A 22508-nucleotide genomic window follows, 5' to 3' on the forward strand; every position below is an offset into this window, starting at 1 on the left:
GTTACTTCACTGATTTTTCGATTCTGTCCTGCAAGTCATTACCAATTTGCAGACTTCTAAATAATTGCAGCATGTTCTCTTCGTGGGAGTAATTCAAGTGGATAGGGCGTTCAATCCCTTCACCGCGGCCTTTTACTTCGACGAGTAGTTTAGCATCACCGGCTTGGTCCATATCAAAGCTGCTTGATAATTGGCTGTATTGTAAGTGTTCTAACGTCGAAAAGACAAAGTCTAGATACGGTTGGGATTGGCGCATCTGCTCAACGGCGGGGTTGCCCGAGATAGCTATGAGGCCGCCGGGGGTGCGCGCGGCTAATTGCCCGCCAGTGATCGACACTTTGCCGTTGATTAAATCGACGGGCAACACGCCATCGAATATGCCGTCGGCATAGATGCCAATTTGTGGTTGAATGCGCAGGACCTCTTCCAGACTCATGGCCTGCAGCAGCAGATAGGCATGGGATTTATCCTGCAATTTAAGATTAAATTCTGGCAGCAGAAACTGTCCGCTGAGCACTTTGCCTTTGGCGGTCATGGAAACATCGGTGTCACTTAAGCCTGTGAGTTGTTGTATCCAATTGTCGGGCAATTTCTCGGCATCTTTGCCAAGGGCGATATCGGCTTCCACTTCGATATCGGTCAGTGGGAAGCCAGGATCAAATAAGTTAAAGGTCATCAGCGTCTGCGGGCAATTGAGCTTACTGAGGCTGCTAAAATAGCCTTTATCCTGTGGCTTGTTATGAGACTCTTTTTTATAAGATTGCCCCCAAGTGAACTCACATTGCGCTTGCAGTTTTCCCCCCTCAAAAATGATGTCTTTATAAAAGCCTTCAAGTTCTGTCATCGATTGAGTTATTTGCATGGCAAATTGGGTCTGATCGCGCTGTTGGGTTAAATTAAACTGCGCCTGTAATTGGTTATTACCTGTGACATTAAGCTCAGATGGTAAGGGTTGGGTTTGATTGAGCAAGGCTAGCGCCTCGGTCATGCTAGTGTTGACTACCCATTGGCCCGTTAACACTAAGGGATTGTTCGCGGTGGCAAGATTCAACTTGTGTTGGCTTTGCAGCTCAACGGTGCCCACTTGCCAATGCTCATCACCAAAGAGCGTGTTATTTTTCCAATCTAAGCTTTGTGCCAGCGTTAACTTGTCCAGCTTAAGTACGGTTTCTTTGCGGCTGCGGCCTTTGCTGCTGAGCCGTTTTTCGATATTTAGCTGACTTGCTTGCCATGCGAGTTGATTACGCCAAGTGGTAGCGCGTAGTGAGTCGAACAGCGCTTCGATATCGGGTTTAAGCTCAAATGACATGGCTTTTTGTAATGCAATCGAGAAACTGCCCGCATTCATATCGGTTTTCGTTATGATGCTAGTGCTAGCATTTTTATCCGCATTAGCCTCAGCGACTACATCATCTGTCACTAAAGTCTGTTTGGTCTGCGAAAAATACAGTTGCTCCAGTGCTAAGGCTAAAGGCGGTATGGCAAGGGTTAACCTGTTTGCGGTATCAGATGTGGGCACTGAGCTTTGCGCTGGACTGACTTTCTGAATGCTAGCGTTTTGAATACCAGAACTGTGAGTATGAGTGCTTTTTTGCGAGCTTATGTTCAGCGGTGCGAGAGCATTTATCGCGATACTACCAAGGCTAAACTCTGCATGTTTAGCCGCATTTTTATTTTGCATGCTAATACGCTTAAGCTCACCCACGGCGAATTGTAGCGTGTTGCCAGTATTTTGTTTTGTTGATTGAGTCAGTTCAGTCGATTCGGTAGCGGCAGTGATAAATTGCCAATCGGTTGAACTTGGCGTCTGAACTAAGTTAAATGTGCCTGCTGTCGTTAACTGACTATTATTCCAGCTAAAGTCCTGCGGCGGATTTGCCCACAATTCAGATAATTGCATTGAGCTGGTTTGCTTCGTACTAAGGCGCCAATCTGTTTTGAAGGACAGTGCTTCGGTTGATTTTGTTATTTCAACATTGGCCAAATCGACTTGGGTATCTAGCTTACTGCCTAAGGTCTTAAGCTTCACTTGAGGAAGTTTAATTGCAAGGGGATTAGCTAAGTGCACATCTTGCGGAATTTGAGTCAGCGGATAGTGCAGGGCTTCAGGCAATGTCAGTGCGATCCCCACTGGTGTATCTGTACTCTTGAGCCCCGATAGCAGCTTAGCGATTTGACTCGCTAGCGGATAAGGCACTTGCTCCGAAGCAGGCTTGGCTGCCGGCTGGGTTAAAGATTGAGTTGAAGGCTGTGTTAAAGGCTTAGCCAGCGACTTATCGAGCAGCTGCATCAATCGTTGTTGCTGGACGGCATTGGGGCTCACAGCTAAGCTAAAGGGCTCTAGTTTTAGGTCAAGTTCAGCTAAATGTCCGGCAATCTTAAATGCTAACTTAGGTTTTGACACAAGCTCGGGTTTAGGTGCAAGTTGCAGCGCTGCCAACTGATTAAAGGTCAGCTTTGGCTCGATTAACTGATGCTCACTGATAAGCTCGCCTGAGGTTAATGTAATACTGCTGTTGGATACCAATTGGCCTTGTAAATCAATTGCTAACGCTTGCCACTCTTTATCAAGCTCAGTTAACGGACTCAGCACACTGTCTTGCGCTTGCCTCAGGCTGATTTGATGCAAGCTCGTAAGCAGCGGCGCGAGCTGGATTTGACTCATGAGTTGCCATTTGTTGGTTTCGAGTGTTGCTTTCAGTGTGGCGATGCTTTCGCCTGCGTGGCTAAACTCGCTGTTGATTTCCCCCGCGCCGTTGAGGCTCAACTTGTCCATCACCAAACGATAGGCAGGTAAATCATTTTGGGTGTTGAGATGCTGGGCTTTGAGAATAAGACTGGTTTTTCCGATATCGATGAGTGGTAATGATTTGATATCTAAGGCCAATGCGGGGCCTTGTTCATCGATGGCATTTCTATTGGGTAAAAACAGTGATTGCCCTAACTCGACCTCAATATCACCTGTGGATATTTGGGTGATTTTTTGAGTGAGGTAAGAAGCTTGGCTGAACTGTTTAAGTTCGGCAAAACTCTGCGGCCAGTCAAGTTTTAGCTGAATATTCAAATCATTAAGCCTGATATGGCTATCATGTACCCTCAGATTGGCAGAGGTAATTCGCCAATGTTCTAACTGACTTTGCCCTAATTCAATGTTAATCAGTTCGCTGTCCATACCTGTGAGGGCAAAATTTGCCGCCTGCATAATCAGTTTTTCAGCCTGAGTATTCACAATCCAAACAGTTAACGCCACGCCCGCCAAGATGCCCGTTAAGCTGGTCGCCAATAAGGTTTTTTTTAGGGGGAATTTACGGCGATTTTGTGCAGCAACATGAGTATCCGTTCCAGAACCTAAAGCACCACTGCGAGGGCCAGCGGATATCTGCGTTGCCTCGTGTTGAGGTGCCTTGCTATCAGAGGCATTGCCACGGCTTGGCTTGTTGTGGATTGGCATTGGGTTTGATATTTATCCTTATTGACTGAGCCCTGATCAAACTCGTGCCTTAGCAGTGCAAAAATACACGAATGTGTATATTTCATTGGCACTTTTACTTTGTTCGGTTACTTCGGAGCGTTTGATTCGGGGCTGTTGCTCCGGAGTTATCGCATCGGAGCTCTTATATCGCGCACGAGCACTTGAGGCAGTTTAACACTCAAGGGCTTAGCTGACTAATGTGAAAGGATCATTGAATAGACAAGAGCCTGATGTCAATAGTTGAGGTTTTACAGGCTCTTGTACTTAATCTGTTATTCGGGCTAGCTAACTTTTAGTTCACTCACTCTTGGTGAGTTAATTGCGGCTAGCTAAATATCTGGGCGGCGATCACCACAATTCCGCAAAGTGTGGCGAGCATTAAGGCTAACTTGCCGCCCGCAACTCGGTAACCTGTCGGCATATTGGCAGCGTCTCGCATCTGGCGTTGTGTCCACACCATGGCCACAGGTAAAAAGATGGCGAGGATCACCAGCGCAATCGCCGCGTAACCCAGCGCTGTGATAAAACCTTGAGGGTAGAAGAGGGCAAAACCTAAGGGCGGTAAAAAGGTGATAGCCGCGGTTAAGCTTCGACCTGTTGCATTATCTTCTTGCCTTAAGCTTGAGGCCATAAAATCGAACAAACCTAAACTCACCCCTAAAAACGAGGTCGCAAGGGCGAGATCGGCAAATAGACTAATAGCACTACTTAAGTATTCGCTGTGTAGTACGCTCGCCAGTTGATTGATAAAACTCGATAAACTCTGGTTTTCGAGCAATTGACTTTGGCTCAATACGCCTTGACTGCCCAGTTGCCACAAAAGGTAAATCACTAATGGCAAAGCCGAGCCAAACAACATGATCCTGCGCAGGGCTTTGACCTCAACGCCCAAGTAGCGCACCACTGAGGGAATCGAACCGTGGAAACCAAAGGAGGTAAATATTACCGGGATAGCCGTGATAATCAGCCCTTGGTTAAGTGGAAGCTCGAGTAAATGTGGGCTTTCAACCTGCGGCAGTAACAAGGCCAACATAAGCAATAATGCTAATAGCTTAAGGGCAAATAAACCGCGATTGATGAGATCCACACAGTGGGTTCCCATGCCCACAATGGCGCCAACCAGCAGGGTGAATAGGATGGCACCCGCCTGCGGTGGCAAATTTAGTCCTAGCCAAGTGCTCAGTTTTTGGTTCACTTGCTCGCCGCCGCCAGCAATGTAGGCGGCGCAGAGGGCGTACAGTAAAAACATCAGGGCGCTATTGGCGATCAACTGGCCCTTACGACCTAATAAGCGCTGCGCTAAGTGATTAAGGCTGGCATCGCTGGGGGCGAATTGATGGATTTCCACCATAAGCAGTGCCGTGTAGGCCATCAGCGCCCATAGGATGAGCATAATGGCGGATGACGTGCCAAAACCGAGTCCCGCCGAAGCGATAGGTAAAGCCAGCATACCCGCGCCGATTGTGGTGCCTGCGATAAGCAGTAAACTGCCGAAAATTTTATTCTGTGTCATAACATGATCTCAAAAGCGTGTTGCAAGAAAAAGAGATAAAGACTTGATCCTAAAGCAACTGCCTTAAAGTATTTTGATGCGATTCAATAATGAAATGATTCAAGCACAAAATAATTTAAGCAAATGAGACAGTGGCGCTCAGCGGATCCGAAAGGATATGGCCACAATGGAAGGTCAGGCAAGGTGCCTATTTTATACCCAAACAACCTGAAGATGCAGGATTCAGCGGGAGTTTAACGCACTTTAGGCAAGGCGGTTATTTGCAGACCTAGCGGGCTAAGTTAAAAATAACCAACACCGCATAAAGTGCGTTAAAACCCGCCGGGACGGAGCGTCTAGGGTACTCCACTCCCGTGTTGCATCAATTCAAAAGGTGGTCGACATTCTGTCATTGATGCGCCTTGAATTGAAGCCCCCTAGGCGCTCTGAAACTCGTATCTTCAGGTAGCTTGGGTATATCCATTGCGGCTACAGATAGGGATAATAAAAGGGTGTGAAACACATAAAACTTGCCTTAGCGTGTGTTGAGTAAAAACGGATAAGTGTTTTGATGCTTTGCCTTAATAACCTAACGGCAACGGAGGTAACCATAGGGAACTGAAATGTACTTGTCAACCATTACAACAGTATTTTGATTATTTTTTGTCACAGGATTAAGGCGCAAGATATTCATTGTTCACATTGCGGCAATGGCACTTGAGGGAATCGCGCAATAAAAAATGCCGCAGACTTGGCTCAAGTGTGCGGCATTTCTAGATGTCAGTGACTAGTGTGAAATCAGAATCAGTAAGCAGATTATGCTTTGTTCTGCAGCGCCTTTTCATGTCTTGCCAGCAAGTTTGCTGTGATGTCACTGAGGCTTAAGTTTTGATCTTCAAGCAATACCAGCAAGTGATAGATAAGATCTGAGGCTTCGTTAACCAGCTCTTCTTTATCGTGGGTCGCAGCGGCAAGGGCGGTTTCAAGACCTTCTTCCCCGACCTTTTGGGCGATACGTTTCGTGCCGCGCGCAAACAAAGACGCTGTATAGCTGGAATCGGCACTTTGCCCTTTGCGCGAGGTGATTAAGCTGGCGAGGTTGTTCAAAAATGGATGCGCATTGTCATCTAACCAGCAACTTTCGGTGCCTTTGTGGCAGGTTGGGCCGTTGGGGATCACTTGCACTAACAGGCTGTCGTTATCGCAGTCTTTATCGATGGCCACCAACTTTAAGGTATTGCCCGAGGTTTCACCCTTAGTCCACAAGCGCTGTTTTGAGCGGCTGAAAAAGGTCACATCACCTGTGCTTAAGGTTTTTTCCAGCGCGGCCTTATCCATATAACCGAGCATTAATACCTTGCCCGATAAGTGATTTTGGATCACGGCAGGAATAAGTCCATCCTGTTTGTCCCAATCCAGCTCGCTAAAATCTGACTTAGTGTTTGTTTGCGTTGACATAGTATTCACTCTTAATTTATTGATGCTTTTTAGCGGCATATTCGGGTTGCTTGCTCATGCTCTTACTGTAGCGGCAGGCGCATTAGCTCGCTATAAACGATTGACCGCGAGCGTCTAATTGCAATAGCTAGCGCCTAATCGCAATGCCTTCGGCCGCTAAATAGGCTTTTAACTCACCAATGTTGATAATCGCCTTGTGGAATACGCTCGCTGCCAGCGCCGCATCGACCTTGGCTTCAATAAATACATCGCGGAAATGTGCCATAGTCCCAGCGCCGCCCGAGGCAATTAAAGGCACGTCGCAGATGGCGCGAACAAGACTTAACTGCTTGATATCATAGCCGCCGCGCACGCCGTCTTGGTTCATCACATTGAGCACTATTTCACCACAACCTCTTTTTTGCACTTCTTCAACCCAGTCTTGGGTGAACCACGCCGTATCCTTAGTCGCCGCTTCATCGCCAGTAAATTGCTTTACCTTATAGCTGTTGCTGGTGTCATCGAAAAAGGAGTCGATGCCAATCACGATACACTGGCGGCCGAACTCGTCCTGCAGGCGTGAGATCAAACTCGGATCGGTTAAGGCGGGCGAGTTAATCGAAATCTTATCCGCCCCAAAGGCTAATAATTCACGGGCTTGGCTAATGGTTTTAATGCCACCTGCCACGCAGAAGGGAATATCAATCTGCTCCGCCACGCGGCTCACCCAAGATTTATCGACCACACGTTCGTGGGCGCTGGCGGTAATGTCATAAAACACCAGCTCATCGGCGCCTTCTTCGGCATAACGCGCGGCTAAGGGCACGATATCACCGACAATTTCGTGGTTACGAAACTGTACGCCTTTCACTACTTTACCGTCTTTCACATCTAAACAGGGGACTAGTCGTTTGGCCAGCATTGGATTGCCTCCACCACGTTAAACTGATTGATAAGCAAGGCTTTGCCTATAATGATGCCCGCAGCACCGCTATCACGCACGGCGGCAACATCATCAAGGGTCGCAATACCGCCGGAGGCTTGCCAATCGATATCGGGATAACTTGCAGCAATTTCTTGATAAAGCGCGGTATTTGCGCCCGTTAAGGTGCCGTCACGGCTAATGTCAGTCACTAGCGCGTGCTTTAAGCCGACAGCGCTAAAGGTTTCTACAAGGGATTCTAAACTCTTACCGCCGCCACTTTGCCAACCGGATACGGCGACAATTTTCTCACCGCTCTGGTTGATATTCACATCAAGAGCGAGGCAAATTGCCTCGCTGCCGTACTTGATAAACCATTGTTTAACTAACTCAGGTTCTTTCACCGCAAGTGAGCCAATTACCACTCGTTTTACACCGATAGCTAATAATTCAGTGACTTGTTCTTCAGTACGAATACCGCCGCCCACTTGAATGTTAGCGTTTAGTCCCGCCACGAGTTCACTGATAAGGCGAGTTTGGCGTTTAGCGGGATCTTTCGCGCCCGTTAAATCAACGATATGCAACCATTTCGCCCCTTGTGCCTCGTAGGATTGCAACTGCGCCAAAGGACTTAAATCAAAGGTGGTCTGCTGGCCGTAATCACCTTGATAGAGGCGGACGACATTGCCATCAATTAAATCAATTGCAGGAATAATCATAAGCTCAGATCCTTGATTGATTTGTTTATAAGTGATTTATTAATAACTGGTTTTTTGATGAGTAATTTATTCATTGGTCAGCCTTATTTACACCCGCTTGGCCATCAGCAGAGTTGCTTCGCAGCGCTTTGTTCACCAGAGCTTTGTTCATCTGTAACTCGTCCATCAGCAAAAAGTTACGCAGAATTTGCGCGCCCACGGCAGCACTTTTTTCGGGGTGGAACTGCACGCCCATAAAGTTGCCTTTGCCGATGGCGGCGCTAAAGCCTTCACCATAGGTACATTGGGCTAATGTAAATTCACTCAACGGCGCGCGGTAACTGTGGACGAAATACACATAACTGCCATCTTCAATGCCCGCAAATAGCGGGTGAACGCTAGGGGTTTTGGCTCCTTGTGAGTTTGTCGTTAGCTTAAGTTGGTTCCAGCCCATGTGCGGTAAAGGTAAGCCTTCAGCTTTGAGTAACTGGGTATCCAGCTCGCAAATGTCGGTTGGGATTATGCCTAAGCATTTGCAGTCTTGACCTTTGCCGCCGCGCTCCTTAGAAATCGCCGCGAGCATTTGCATGCCAAGGCACACGCCCAGCACAGGTTGAGTCAGGCCTTGAATGAGTTCGACTAAACCTTTTTCATGTAAGGACGCCATGGCGGCTCCCGCTGTGCCCACACCCGGCAGTACCACACGTTTTGCCGCTTTGATTTTGGCTTTATCGTCTGTGACCAATACCTTAGCGCCTAAACGCTCGAAGGCGAAACGTACTGAGTTTAAATTGGCACAGCCCGTGTCTATGATGACGGTTTCAGCATCTAGTGATGCATTTGCTGTTAATTGCTGGCCAGCTATTAATAGAGTGTCTTGTTGCATCCTAACCTCTTAAACGATTTATGCTGATGCCTTAAAGCACGCCTTTGCTCGATGGCAGAATATCGCCTTCGACTTTAACCGCTTGGCGTAGCGCGCGGCCGAGCACTTTAAACAGGGCTTCAACCTTATGGTGATCGTTATCGCCTTCGGTTGACACATGCAGCGTACAGCGCAGGCCATCGGCAAAGGAGCGGAAGAAGTGTGGCACCATTTCTGTGGCCATTTCGCCCACATGCTCACGCTCAAAATCGGCCGAGAACTTGATAAAAGGGCGGCCAGAGATATCCAGCAGACATTCACCCTTGGCTTCGTCCATCGGCAGACTAAAGCCGAAACGGGCAATACCGCGTTTGTCGCCGAGCGCTTGGCGCAGGGCATCACCTATAGCCAGTGCAGTGTCTTCGATGCTGTGGTGATCGTCGATTTCTAGATCGCCATCGACTTTCACATCCATTTTAAAATTACCGTGGGTGGCAATTTGATCGAGCATGTGGTCGAAAAAGCCAATGCCAGTGTCGATTTTGCCTTTGACTGAACTGTCGAGATCAACAGTTACGCGAATATCGGTTTCTTTGGTGGTACGCACAACAGTGGCGGTGCGGCCTTTACTCAGCAGCGCATCGGCGATGGCGTTCCAACCTAAAGTGTCGCGTTGATATTTCAGGCTTTTAATGCCCATGGCATTGCCCAGCTCCACATCGGTTTCGCGATCGCCAATCACCGCTGACTGGGTGAAATCGATACAGCCTTGGGTGAGATAGTCTTTTACTAGCCCAAGCTTAGGTTTACGGCAGCTGCAATTTTCATCGTTAAAGTGCGGGCAAATCACCACATCTTCAAAGTTAACCCCTTGGCTTTTGAGGATTTGCATCATCATATTGTGGGGAGCGTCGAAATCTACCTGCGGGAAAGACGGTGTGCCAAGGCCGTCTTGATTGCTGACCATGACTAAGCGAAACCCTGCCTTTTGCAGACGTAGCAAAGCGGGGATCACCTGTGGCTCGAACACTAATTTCGCTAGACTATCGACCTGTTTGTCGGTGATGGGCTCTTCAATCAAGGTGCCATCGCGGTCGATAAACAGAATTTTTTGTGCAACGTTCGGGACAAATTGTGGGTTCATGGCTCTACCTTCAAATTCAATTCGTTTAGCTAATGCTTAAGCTGATTTTACCTTCAGCGCGGCATTCGCTTTTTATTGGTTTTATTAGTTTTTATGTTCAGTTACTTATTATTCGTTTCTGGTGACTGCTCAGTGTGTTGCGATTCAAATAAATTCACTAACACATCGGTATCCGCCTTTGAACTAAAGCTAAAGCGGATAGCCTTGGCAAGCCTTGGGTCTTTGTAGGCGCGGGCGACAACGCCGCTGCCTTGTAGTAACGCCGCGACCTTGGCGACATCATCAAATTCAGCCAGCACATAATTGCCGTTAGGCTTAAGCACGCGGGCGCGCGAATCTGAACTATTCGATTTTGAACAATAAGCGCTGATCGCCGCGGTGAGTCTGGCGCCTTGCTCATTTAATTCAGCAACTTGCACTTTCATCCGCGCAACGCCTGCGTTTGATAGCGCCTGGGTGGCGACTTCACTCACGGGCAGCGGCACTGGATAGGGGGCAATCACGCGCATAATGATTTCGACCACTGCCTCGTTTGCCAGCATAAAACCACAGCGTGCGCCGGCGAGAGCAAAGGCTTTTGACAGGGTGCGCAGTACCACCAGATTCGGATAGCTTTCCAGCAAATCCGCCACACTGTATTCGGGGCAAAACTCAATATAGGCCTCATCGATCACCACAAGCGCATCGGGCAGGGCTTTGATTGCTTGCTCGATAATGGCTTTGTCGATCACAGTCCCGGTTGGATTATTGGGATTGCAGATAAACACCAGTTTTGCGCCGCGAACGTCCTCGGCATAGCTTGTCGGTAAGCCATATTCTGCACTGAGATTTAACGCTTTAACGCCCACATTAAAGGTGTTCGCGCTGATGGCATACATGCCGTACGTCGGGCCAAAGCAGGCAATGCTGTCGACGCCTGGTATACAAAAGGCGCGAATTAACAGTTCAATCGCTTCATCGGCGCCGCGGCTGGCAACTATCTTGCTGGCGCTTACGCCGCTGTATTCGCTGTAGGCACTGATAAGTTGCGGCGGTTGGCATTCTGGGTAACGATTCAATTTTGATAAATCGAGCGCTGCCGTATCGACATTATTGAACGGCGATTCGTTGGCATTGATCCAAATATCACCACGGCCGCCCAGTCTGCGGGCACTCTGGTAGGGCGTTAAATCCAGTAATTCAGGGCGCGCTAGGCGCTCAGCTAACGTTAGCGGCGCCGGTGCTAACGTCGATGCTAATGCTACGGGTTCTGCTGTCTTTTCCATGCTGCTCACTTGGCTCATTTTCTTCACTCACATCTCATTAAGCGGATCATTTCTCTAGGCTAGCTAAACGTACTGCGACGGCATTTTTGTGCGCATCGAGCAATTCGTTACTGGCTAACGTCATGACCGCTTGCCCCAATCCGATTAAGCCCTTAGCACTGAGTTCCTGCACGGTAAAGCGGCGGCTAAAGTCGGCTAATGACAGGCTCGACACGGCGCGGCTGTAACCGTAAGTCGGCAGCACGTGGTTGGTGCCACTGGCATAATCGCCAACAGATTCAGGTGTATAAGCGCCTAAAAATATCGACCCCGCGGCGCGAATATTTTTCAATACCTCACGGGGAAAGCGCGTTTGGATGATCAAGTGCTCAGGCCCATATTGATTAGAAACCTGCGCGGCTTGTTGCATATCGTCAACAACAAAAGTGCGACTGCTGAGGAGCGCCGTTGCCGCGATATCACAACGCGGCAGTGCAGCGAGCTGTCTTGTCAGTGCGTCATTCACGCCATCGGCGATAGCTTGCGAATCCGTTACTAAAATCACTTGTGAATCAGGGCCGTGCTCAGCTTGTGAAAGCAAATCGGCGGCGATAAATTCGCAATTGGCGTCGCTATCGGCAATCACCAACACCTCAGAAGGACCAGCCGGCATATCGATACACACAGTGCAGCGGCCATCCTGTGACACTAAGCGTTTAGCTTCAGTCACGTAGCGATTACCTGGGCCAAAAATCTTATCGACCGTGGGAATCGTTTCTGTGCCAAAGGCCAGTGCCGCAATGGCCTGCGCGCCACCCACTTGATAAATTTCAGTGATCCCGCAGGCATTGGCGGCATAGATAATGGCATCGTTGATCGGCGGTGGGCTGACCAATACTCTTTGTTCGCAGCCGGCGATCTTGGCGGGCAGGGCGAGCATCATCACGGTAGAAATTAATGGCGCGCTGCCACCGGGGATATATAAACCCACTTTTTCAATCGGTTCGCTACGTAGCTCGCAGCGTACTCCCGCCTCGGTTTCCATATCAATCGGACGAAATTGCTGGGCGCTGTGAAACACATCTATATTCGCCATGGCTTTGGCGATCGCCGCTTTCAGCTCTGGTGATACCCGTGCGCTTGCTGCAGCAATCTCGGCTTCACCCATGCGCAGCTCGCCACTTCCTTGTCCATTTAAATTTTTGGTCGCGCTATTGAAGCCATCAAACTTTTGATTAAATTCGGCAATGGCGGCATCACCCCGCGTTGCCACTGCATCGATAATGGCGCGAACGCTTTGCTCTAAGCCGCTGTCACCAATTAAAGGCGAGCGTTTCAGCGCCGTTTTTTGCTCGGCGGTTGATAAGGTTGACCAAGTTAGGATTTCCATACATTACCCCATCATTTTTTCGATTGGCATCACCAGAATCGAGCTGGCACCGAGTGCGGTCAGCTGTTCCATAGTATCCCAGAACAAATCTTCGGTACTGACGGCGTGGATAGCAACGCGGTTAGTATCATCATTTAATGGCAATACGGTTGGGTTTTCCGCGCCGGGCAGCAGGGCGACGATTTGATCTAAGGTCTCGGTTGGCGCGTGCAGCAGGATATATTTGCTCTCACGGGCGCGGATAACGCCATTGACGCGGGACAGAATTTTGTCGATGAGTGCTTGTTTAGTCGGTGTTTGGGTTTGGGTCGATTGAATGATGCAGGCCATAGAGCGGTAAATCACTTCAGTTTCGTATAAACCGTTGGCCTCTAAGGTGGCGCCCGTTGACACGAGATCACAAATCCCATCGGCAAGGCCGGCACGCGGGGCGACTTCAACCGAGCCTTTTAACATACAGTCGCGATAAGTTATGCCTTTTTGTTGCATAAAACGGCGCAGAAGGTTCGGATAAGAAGTGGCGATGCGTAATCCTTCTAACGAGGAGGCATCGGCGTAACTGAATTCTGTTGGTACGGCTAACGAAAGGCGACATGATCCGAAATCTAACTGACGCAGTTTGAGACAATCTGCGGGTTTGTTCAGAGTTTGACGCTCGATTTGTTCTTCTTCGAGCACGTTTTCACCTATGATCCCCATATCGACTACGCCGTCCATCACTAGACCTGGGATATCGTCATCACGAACGCGCAGTAAATCGATAGGCATATTGTTAGCGTGAGCGATAAGACGTTGTTCATTAATGGAAAATTTAACACCACAGCTTTTTAGCAGTTGCTGAGAGTCAGTAGAAAGACGGCCAGATTTTTGGATGGCGATGCGTAAACGGTTCGATTCAGTCATAGTGTTATCTCGCTCAAAAGTATCAAAATTAAAAGATTCAAAATGTGTTGTTTAATCGGTTTAATACGCCTTGCCATTCAATGGGCTCTAGCTAAGAACTCTAGTTAAGTGCTCTAGCTAACGTATTGATAATTTATTAAATATCTAAAATTTTTTATTTAAATTAAAACCAAAATTAACGCCTAAATACAAAAACCCCCGGAATTCCTTCCAGGGGTTTATGATCATCTTGAATCAGTCCGCCAGAAGGATATAGTCCTCCGGCAGTGAGCGTCCGAAGGCTACCGCATATGGTGGTGATGGTGGTGGATAGCGTTCAGTAGTGGGCTCATTTTACTCTCTCGGTATTTAACTTTATTGGCTTAACTGCTCGAAATACAGTGAAGCGTTGAATTCGTTGTTACGGACGTCTATCCGTATAAGTGGATTTAAACTAACCGCTTTTATGAGCCTTTGCAACAGCCAATTTGAATTAAATGAGAATATTTATGCGTTTTTGTGAAAGGCAGAGGGTTATCGTTAAATAAAGTTATTGAGCATTTTTGTTGGAGGGATGTTGAAAGTGGATGGAAATGTGTTGGAAGTCGTGCAGGGGATTCGTAACTTGAGTTGTGAGCATTTGCTGATATTCATTAATACAGGCTTGCCATGGTGTTCACTCACCGACTCGCAGCAAGTCCTATATGGACACCTCAAATAGATCAACCACTTTTTGAGTAACAGAAAGTAATACTGCGTACGTATATCCGACCTGTTTGTGAGAATCTTTGTTCTCTGGCCTTAATGAGAACCGCGCCTTTGCTGCTTATCGTCCTTTCGGAGTCATATGCTCCTTGTACTCTCTCAGCATCTGCAAAGGCCGGTATTACCTGTTACTTCATTATCTGTAGTCGTGTTTTAAGGTGAGTTTAATACTCGATTTTTACATAGGCCGATATTCGCTGCGATGAAACAGCATAGCCCAGATGATCCGCGCCAATTTGTTTGCAATTGCTACTGCCGCTTTCTGTTTACCTCGCCGCTCAATCACCTTTAAGGCCCATACGGAGATCCTGTCATTACTCTTACTTGCATAGCGAATAATCGACCAAGCTCCCTGGATCAGTTGCCGCCGCAGATAGCTGTTACCTCGCTTGGTTATGCCGCCCAATTTTTGTTTTCCCCCACTGGAAAACTCTTTAGGAACCAGTCCTAAATTTGCAGAAAAATGCCGAGCACCATGATAGCCAGAGCCATCTCCGGCAAATGACACCGCGGCAGTGGCAATGATTTCTGCAACGCCTCTTATACCCATAAGTCGCTTGGCATCTGGGTGCGTTCTTGCCTGCAGTTTGATGTCTTTTTCCAGCGCACCTATTGCAACGTTGATCGCACGCAACTCTTCCATCAGCTCACGCATGTATTGGCGTGCAATCGTAGTGAGTTGATTACTGGCATCCTCAAGTAATTCCGGCAGCAAAAGATTCAATGGATTACGTCCTTTAGGGAGGGCTATTCCATATTCACTTAGTAAGCCTCTGATTTGATTRGTTAGTGCAGTGCGTATTCTGATCCGGCGCTCGCGAATTCTGTGGGTAATGATGATATCAACCTGCGCTAAGGTTCTCGGCTGGACGAAAATCAGGTTCGGTCTCTGCGCTGCCTCACAGATAGCGAAGGCATCATTGCGATCGTTCTTATTGCCTTTGACAAATGGCTTAACATGCTGAGGCGGGATCAGTTTGACGTCATGCCCGAGAGAAAGTAACTCTCTGCCCCAATAGTTAGAGCCACTGCAGGCTTCCATCGCAATAGTGGCATCAGGGTAAGTACGCAGAAAAGTCAGGAGCTGAGCACGTTTAATCGAACGGTTAAAAACACTCTTGCCTGCTTGATTAACTCCACATACTTGGAAGATATTTTTTGCGAGATCAATTCCTATTAGTGTAACTTTCATTTTGGACACCTTTTGTTGTTATTGAACGTGCAAATTCAATATGGCGTAAATGACGCCTACTTCACAAGAGGTGTCCATCCCATCATCCTTGGATGCTCGACCGCCCCGTCCATGGGGCGGACGGTCGTCTCGCTAATCACCATGGCTCACCTTTCGTGCATTCACGTAACCTGTAGATCTAAAAGACATACGCAACACACTTTTGGGACAAAAGCGTGATAGCTCCTTTGCTCTAACTTGTCAGTTTCGGATTAGCTATTCTTTAGTAACGTCTTACCGATTTTCAAGTAATCCAATAGTATTTCTAAGCCACCCATGATGTGAAACATAACCTACAACACCTAAGTCGCATTTATCAAAGGTATTTTTACTGAGTTTGATAAATCACATTTTCGAGGTTTTTTTGGTCTTTTTTATTAATTTGCCAATAGTAAGCTGAAATTGGATGGATTAAGTTTGAGCCATATTCTCCACTGCGGTAGATTAATCAATTTGAGCACTAAATTATCTCTGCTTCGGTCAGCTTGCCATTAAATGCTGGCAGCTGTGTCGATAGTGCCTTCGTCGCTTTTCAAGGTGTTCACAGTAACAAGTGAGTTCTTGTAAAGTACCCACGGGACCTTTAAATAGCTGTCCGAAATGGTGAGTGAGCTTAAGCCAATGCTCAGGTGGAATATTAAGGCGACTCAGTAAGCTAGCACTGCTCGAACTGATACTCCCGCATTTATCATCGCGAATAATTCTGCCTGTATCGTCGACCAGTTGCAGATAATCTTGTAAATCAAAGTGCAGCCCTTTAGGCATATTGTCCCGCTCATTACCGATAAAGGGCAATAATGTTTGAGGTTGTTTGCCTGCGAGTGCCGCGCGGATACGCCGTTGAATACTGGTGAAATCCGAGGTTGCTGGTGTTGTGGCTAGTTGAGCGCGGATAGGGTTGAGGTCAACATAGGCCATACATGCGAGTACTGCCGCCTCATCGAGTAGGGCTTGGGATTTAAAACGGCCCTCCCAGAAGCGTCCTGTGCAGTTATCCTCTTGATTTGCCTTACGGGCGATAGGTTCATTTAACGCTCGCATAAACCAAGAGATATCACTTAAGCGACTGCGATATAGGGCGATATGGTGTTTAAGGTTAGCCACGTCATGGGCTTCAACAACGTGCCCTTTGACAAATTGTTGTGTTAATTCTGTGCCTTTAAATACTTGATGCCAATGCTCAAGCACTTCTCTATCACTCCATTGATTGGCTTGGTAAATATCCACACAGAGTACCAAGTGCAGATGGTTGCTCATCACTGCATATGCTGCAACATCAATAGCAAAAACCTGAGCCAGTTTAAGTAATTGCTGCTCTACCCACTCGCGTCTATGATCGTAATTTTTACCAGAGAAAAGGTCTTCACCACATAAATAGGCACGTCTGACTACCCGACTACAGCAGTGATAAAAAGGCGTATCTTCCAAACTGACTTGAGTTCTCCTTGGCTGTGGCATCATCACACTCCTTGTGCGGGGAAACAGACACTAAGCCTAGTTGCTAAATTGGTGACTCACCAAGAAGCACCATCAAATTCACAATAATTAACAATGTGTGGCTTAGAAAAACTACATGGCTTAGAAAAACTACAGCTAGCGCACATGCTTTGGCGGATGCTAGCAAATACCGACGTTTAAATTGGCGTTAATTACGCGGCTAACTTGTAGTCTTATCTCAAATCAGCATAATGCTTCGAGCTGTTAAGTTTAACGCTATTGTTTACGGCAGCGGCATGCGGTACTAACCATTGTTTGTGCTTATAAAGTATCACTATGCACTCGCTCAGTAATTTATTGTGTGGATTTGCTGTACTGTTTTCATTGACGTTTCTAACACCTTGATAAAGGATTGATTCTCCCTTTGACTCGCTCCCGCCAACCGACATCAAAGCATGTTTCCTCTAAAGAAACCGCCGCTAAGCCTTCTGCCTTAAAAGGCGCCGCTGCGGTGAGTCGACTCGCGTCCGAAGTGCAACGCGCATTTTTGCCCGATGGAGTATTGTCTAAACATATTCAAGGGTTTAGTGCGCGAACAAGCCAGATGCAGATGGCACAGGAAGTGAGTGAGGCGATAGCGGCGAAGGGCAATGTGGTGATTGAGGCGGGTACGGGGGTAGGTAAAACCTTTGCGTATTTGATCCCCGCGATATTGAGCGGTAAGCAAGTCATCGTCAGTACGGGCAGTAAAAACTTGCAAGAGCAGTTGTTTTTTAAAGACTTACCCGCGCTGGTCGCCATGTTGGGGATTGAGCCTAAACTGGCTCTACTAAAGGGCCGCAATAATTATCTGTGCCAGTGGCGACTCGATAAGCAAATGAGCGAGGCGACGCATATCGATGCGCGTTTGTTGGATGATTTGTTGAAAATCAATCAGTGGGCGAGCACCTGTAAAGATGGTGATATTGGCGGCTTAACCTCAGTGCCTGAGAATTCTTCGGCGCTGCCGCTTGTGGTCAGCACTAAGGAAAGCTGTATTGGCAAGCGCTGCGACTTTTACGATGTCTGCTTTACTCGCAAGGCGCGCAGCCGTGCCCTGGATGCCAAAATCATTGTGGTTAACCACCATTTATTTTTCGCCGATAGCGTACTGAAAGACACGGGCTTTGCCGAGTTATTACCCGATCCTGATGTGGTGATTTTCGATGAAGCGCATTTATTACCCGATATTTGCGTTAACTATTTTGGCCAGCAATGTTCGAGTCGTACTATCGATGATTTCATTCAAAAGCTACTCGCTATTTATCAGACTGAACTCAGTGATACTGGGCAACTCGCCCAATTTTGCCAGCGTTGCCTCGCTAAATTAAGTGATTGGCATAATCAGTTATATTCCTGCGGCGAATCCGATTGGCGTTTAGTGCTGGGCAATAAAGCGCTCGCGGCGGCGTCATGGGATTTATTAGCGGAATTAACCGCGCTGCAGAATTTATTAATGGCCCATATTGGGCGTAGTGAATTGTTAGATGATATCGCCATTAAGTTGGCGGAGCTGAATAACAAGCTCAGTGTGTTTTTTAACTGCGATAATAATCTGGCGGCCTACAGCATCGAATTTGGTAGTCGCTTTGTGGTGCTGCGAATTTCACCAATCAATATTGCCCGTGAGTGCCAACAATTATTTGTGCCCGAAACCAGCTGGATATTTACCTCGGCAACTTTGCAGGTTAACCGCAGTCTTGTTCATTTTGCCCGAGAAATGGGTATCGTTGATGCGCAGCAAAGCATTCTCGACAGTCCCTTCGATTATCCCCGCCAAGCGGTATTTTGTGTGCCGAGACAACTTGGGAGCGTGACCAATCAACAGCAAGCGTTAAAGCAGTTGGTGGATGTGTGCGTGCAAGCGATAGATGCGGCGCAGGGACGGACTTTTATTTTATTTACCAGCCATAAAATGCTCGAACAAGCGGCGCTGGCACTGCGAACTCGCACTCAGTATCCGCTGCTGGTACAAGGCCAAGCGGGTAAACAGAGTCTGCTGACTAAGTTTCGCCAACTCGGCAATGCTGTATTGCTCGGCACCAGTAGTTTTTGGGAAGGGGTGGATGTGCGCGGCAAATTGTTAAGCTGCGTGATTATCGACAAATTACCTTTTGTGTCGCCCGATGAGCCCCTGTATCGCGCCCGAGCCGACAATGTTAGTCGTCAGGGACTTGACCCTTTTACTGAAGTGTCGTTACCGCAGGCGGTTATTGCGCTGAAACAAGGTGTTGGCCGTCTTATTCGCGATGAAAAAGATCGCGGTGTGCTGATCCTTTGCGATAATCGCATTGTGAATCGCTACTATGGTCAAGCTTTTTTAAACTCGCTGCCACCGATGGCGCGCACCCGTGACCTAGAAAAGGCATTGGCGTTCTTGAGAACAATCCCCTGAGAGTCGTCTATGGCTTACCTAGCATACTTAAACTTGTCCTATTTGCCGGATATGGAATTCTGAGTTAAGTATTGAGCCGTTAAACATATTGTAAGGATATAAAAACGGAGGTAAAAATTGCCACCTGTGAGCAATAGATGGCAAACACCCTTGGAGGTTGGGTCAAGTGGCATCCTGCCTAATGGTTCCATTCAAAATAAATAATTCTTCTGCCTTTGGTTTTAGATTTTTAGTGAATTAATGGCATTCTTTGCAAGCATCTGCTGGTGCTTTTTCTTGATGAGCGATATGGCAATTGGTGCATGTTAAAACGCCATCATGTTTAGTATGAGCTTCACCTGCGAGAGTTTTCATTTCTCCATGGCATGATACACATTGCTGATTTTCAAAAACATAATCCGCTGAAGGTTTTTTATCTTTATGGCAGGATTCACAGTCAGATCTTTCAGAATGACTGTCGGCAAGTGATACCGCCATTAAATTCGTTGAAAAGCACAGTGCGCACATTAGCATCATCTTTTTAAGCATGTTATTTTCCTTTTTTATTGTTGGTTAAATCATCATTTTGAAGCGAGTAAATCATATATCTAGCTATGAAATATGTAACTTGAAGTTGGAACTGTATTTTTCTCGCTATTTTATTAGTGATATAAACGGAAAGATAATATCGCTTTTGCTTGGTGCGTAAGTTTAATAATCGAGAATTTTACACCTCAAGCTTTAGCAGTCTTGCGTGTGTATAATAGTTTTTTAATATGACAAAACCTTGATCGTTATCAAAGGTTAACGGGTGAGTTATTTTTTAGCGTTAAAGTATGATCAAGGTTATATTGCGGAATGTAAAAGACTAATGATTTAAATCTGGATCATGTAATTTATATTTTTGATGTTTATTTAAAAATTCTATATTTTAGAAAATATATTTATTTTACTTTTTCTAGTCGAATGTGTGATATTTATTTTGGTCTTAAAACAATAGGCGAAGCCAAAACGGGCTTCGCCTATGATGTTTAATGTTGAGTAGCAGAGCTATAATTACACATTAATTTCTGGCTTGTAGAGCCTAGAAACTTGCAGTTACCCCAGCATAAATACTGCGACTCTTTTGAATATAATCAAGGTCGGTGGCAACTTGGTCACGTTCAGAATCCGTTAGGTTAGTCACGCCAAGCTTCAGTCTAAACATAGGATTAATTTGATAATTTGCACCTATATCGAGCGAGCCATAACCCTCTGATTTGACATTGGCTCGCAAATACTGCTCGCCAGTATAATGGTAGGCGATAAAGGTGGATAAACCATCGAATGCCTGCCATTGCAGTTTCAGGTTATAGCTGTCGTCCGGTGTTAAGGTAAAAGGCGCGCCATTTTGCTTATCTTCGGCATCGGTTTTACTGTAATTACCGTTTAGGCTGAGATCTTGAGTTAAATTGTACCAAGTTTGTAATTCCCAACCAGTGATCTTAGCTTCGTTCACGTTTTGGTAAGTTAATACTGTACCTGGGACTCTATTCCAAGTTTCGGTGATAATTTTATTTTCTACATCGTTATGGAAGTAGGTGATCGAGCCACCAAAATCCGTGGTTTGATATTGGGTCGATAACTCGTAGTTCACTGAGGTTTCGGGTTGTAGATCAGGATTTCCCGCAACGGTACAGGCGCCACGACAAGCGGGGATAATATAATCGGCTTGGGATTGCGCCATATTTGGCGCTTTAAAGGCTTTGCCGCCACCACCTTTAATGACCCATTCAGAGCTTAAGTTATACACCAAATACAAGCGTGGGCTAAATTCGGTGCCGTACACATCGTGGTGATCGACGCGCCCGCCTAAGGTGATATTGAGTTCGCCTAAGCTAAATTCATCTTGTAGATACAATGCCGATTGGCTGTCGTCTAAGGTGCCATCACCTAAAATATTGCGGCTATTTTCGAGCTGGGTCCAACGGTATTCTGCACCGCTGGTTAACATGTGATCGCCAAGTAGGACAGTGGTTTGACCGTCGAGATTGTGGTTGGTTTGGGTGATATTACCAATCTCGGCGATTAACGCTGAGTCGTCAGTCACCTCAACATTTTCATAGTAATAGCGCAGGCGAGTATCGCCCCAGTTCCAGTGGCCATTATGGGTCAGACCTGAACTTATCCGCTCCGCTTGTTGGTTATTGGTGAGAATCGTGCCGTAGTTATTCCAATCAGACTCGCGTTCATCGTTGGCGTAACTTAAGTCAAATTGCAGATCTTGCTGGTTATCAATCAGCCATTGTAAATTGGCGAGGGCGCTGATTTCATCTCTGTCTTCTAGCGCATCAATAGTGGGTTTTAAGTCCGAGCGCCATGCATCGCGTTTATTGCTGTCGACGATTAAGTTTGCCAGTAATTTATCTTTGATCAGCGCGCCACTGCTGTAGAAATTGTACTTAGTGCTATCGCCACCCTTGCCACTGGTAGGTGCATCGTATTGCACGCCAACGCTGGTTTGCCAGTCCTCAGTTGGTTGACGCAGTATGACGTTAACCACACCGCCCAAAGCTTCTGAGCCGTATAGGGATGACATCGGCCCACGCACAACTTCGATACGTTCAATGGCAGACATTGGAATAGAGGACAAGTCAAAATCGTTGCCATAACCAGAGGTTAATGCTTCACGGGAGTTAATGCGGCGGCCATTAATCAAGATTAAAGTGTAATCTGAATCCAAACCTCGCAGGCTGATCTCATTGCGACCATAGGGCGTTCCTTCGCTGATGTTCACACCCTGTAAATAACGGACTGCGCTAGCAAGATCGTCTATGACGAGAGCTTCAAGTTCACTGCGGTTAATCACGGACACCGAAGCGGGCGCCGAAAGCTCCGAGTGTTTAGTTTGTGTTGCTGTGATCACCATGCGTTCCATTTCTGGAGTGGTATCTTGCGTATTTGCAGCACTAGCCCATGCTGCAGGTAATAACAAACATAAACCAATAGCGCGTGATAGCTGGCTCAACATAGGTGTCTGTGTTGCATGAGATAGATGCGAGGTTTGGCGAGTGCGACGGATAAAGCGGGGCATATCATTCTTCCTTCGGTAATTTTGGCGAATGATAATTATTCTT

Annotated in this window: 15 protein-coding genes; 1 reads left to right on the plus strand and 14 read right to left on the minus strand. The window is 47.0% G+C overall.

Annotation, left to right across the window (positions count from 1 at the left end):
- Position 1: 1 nt before the first annotated feature.
- The 12 genes from L5L97_RS07115 to L5L97_RS07170 form a co-directional block, all read right to left on the minus strand.
- A complete protein-coding gene (locus L5L97_RS07115; RefSeq protein WP_263181521.1) occupies positions 2-3451 on the minus strand; it encodes a YdbH domain-containing protein in 3450 nt (1149 codons plus the stop codon).
- Positions 3452-3797: 346 nt separating this feature from the next.
- Positions 3798-4985: an aromatic amino acid transport family protein gene (locus L5L97_RS07120; protein WP_219252537.1), complete on the minus strand. Its 1188-nt coding sequence runs from the start codon at positions 4983-4985 to the stop codon at positions 3798-3800.
- A gap of 795 nt (positions 4986-5780) precedes the next feature.
- Complete coding sequence (gene hisIE / locus L5L97_RS07125; protein ID WP_263181522.1) at positions 5781-6422, minus strand: bifunctional phosphoribosyl-AMP cyclohydrolase/phosphoribosyl-ATP diphosphatase HisIE; 642 nt, start codon at positions 6420-6422, stop codon at positions 5781-5783.
- A gap of 127 nt (positions 6423-6549) precedes the next feature.
- Entirely contained in the window at positions 6550-7323 is a 774-nt protein-coding gene (hisF, locus tag L5L97_RS07130; RefSeq protein ID WP_263181523.1) for an imidazole glycerol phosphate synthase subunit HisF, read from the minus strand.
- Positions 7305-8042: a 1-(5-phosphoribosyl)-5-[(5-phosphoribosylamino)methylideneamino]imidazole-4-carboxamide isomerase gene (hisA, locus tag L5L97_RS07135; protein WP_263181524.1), complete on the minus strand. Its 738-nt coding sequence runs from the start codon at positions 8040-8042 to the stop codon at positions 7305-7307. The genes hisF and hisA overlap by 19 nt, the downstream gene beginning before the upstream one ends.
- A gap of 70 nt (positions 8043-8112) precedes the next feature.
- A complete protein-coding gene (hisH, locus tag L5L97_RS07140; protein WP_263138646.1) occupies positions 8113-8907 on the minus strand; it encodes an imidazole glycerol phosphate synthase subunit HisH in 795 nt (264 codons plus the stop codon).
- A 31-nt stretch (positions 8908-8938) separates the two neighbouring features.
- The gene (gene hisB / locus L5L97_RS07145) at positions 8939-10030 is read right to left on the minus strand and encodes a bifunctional histidinol-phosphatase/imidazoleglycerol-phosphate dehydratase HisB (protein WP_131525901.1); all 1092 of its coding nucleotides are present in this window, start codon (positions 10028-10030) and stop codon (positions 8939-8941) included.
- A gap of 101 nt (positions 10031-10131) precedes the next feature.
- Positions 10132-11313 carry a histidinol-phosphate transaminase gene (gene hisC / locus L5L97_RS07150; RefSeq protein WP_131525904.1) on the minus strand — a complete coding sequence of 394 codons (1182 nt, stop codon included), beginning with the start codon at positions 11311-11313 and terminating at the stop codon, positions 10132-10134.
- Positions 11314-11341: 28 nt separating this feature from the next.
- Entirely contained in the window at positions 11342-12664 is a 1323-nt protein-coding gene (hisD, locus tag L5L97_RS07155; RefSeq protein ID WP_263181525.1) for a histidinol dehydrogenase, read from the minus strand.
- Positions 12665-12667: 3 nt separating this feature from the next.
- A complete protein-coding gene (gene hisG, locus L5L97_RS07160) occupies positions 12668-13567 on the minus strand; it encodes an ATP phosphoribosyltransferase (RefSeq protein ID WP_263181526.1) in 900 nt (299 codons plus the stop codon).
- A 922-nt stretch (positions 13568-14489) separates the two neighbouring features.
- Complete coding sequence (locus L5L97_RS07165; protein ID WP_263187164.1) at positions 14490-15503, minus strand: IS110-like element ISShes7 family transposase; 1014 nt, start codon at positions 15501-15503, stop codon at positions 14490-14492.
- A 519-nt stretch (positions 15504-16022) separates the two neighbouring features.
- Positions 16023-17000, minus strand: coding sequence for a transposase (locus tag L5L97_RS07170; RefSeq protein WP_263183985.1), 978 nt, complete (start codon positions 16998-17000; stop codon positions 16023-16025).
- Positions 17001-17403: 403 nt separating this feature from the next.
- Between L5L97_RS07170 and L5L97_RS07175 the strand changes: the two genes are divergently transcribed.
- A complete protein-coding gene (locus L5L97_RS07175; protein ID WP_263183984.1) occupies positions 17404-19413 on the plus strand; it encodes an ATP-dependent DNA helicase in 2010 nt (669 codons plus the stop codon).
- A gap of 237 nt (positions 19414-19650) precedes the next feature.
- On the opposite strand, the gene L5L97_RS07180 is transcribed toward L5L97_RS07175, so the two are convergent.
- Together L5L97_RS07180 and L5L97_RS07185 are read right to left on the minus strand one after the other, a co-directional pair.
- Entirely contained in the window at positions 19651-19941 is a 291-nt protein-coding gene (locus tag L5L97_RS07180; RefSeq protein WP_028759787.1) for a cytochrome c3 family protein, read from the minus strand.
- 535 nt (positions 19942-20476) lie between these two features.
- Entirely contained in the window at positions 20477-22465 is a 1989-nt protein-coding gene (locus L5L97_RS07185; RefSeq protein ID WP_263183982.1) for a TonB-dependent receptor domain-containing protein, read from the minus strand.
- Between the last annotated feature and the right edge of the window lie 43 nt (positions 22466-22508).

It is taken from the genome of Shewanella sp. SM71 (assembly GCF_025653905.1).
Lineage (GTDB): Bacteria > Pseudomonadota > Gammaproteobacteria > Enterobacterales > Shewanellaceae > Shewanella > Shewanella oncorhynchi.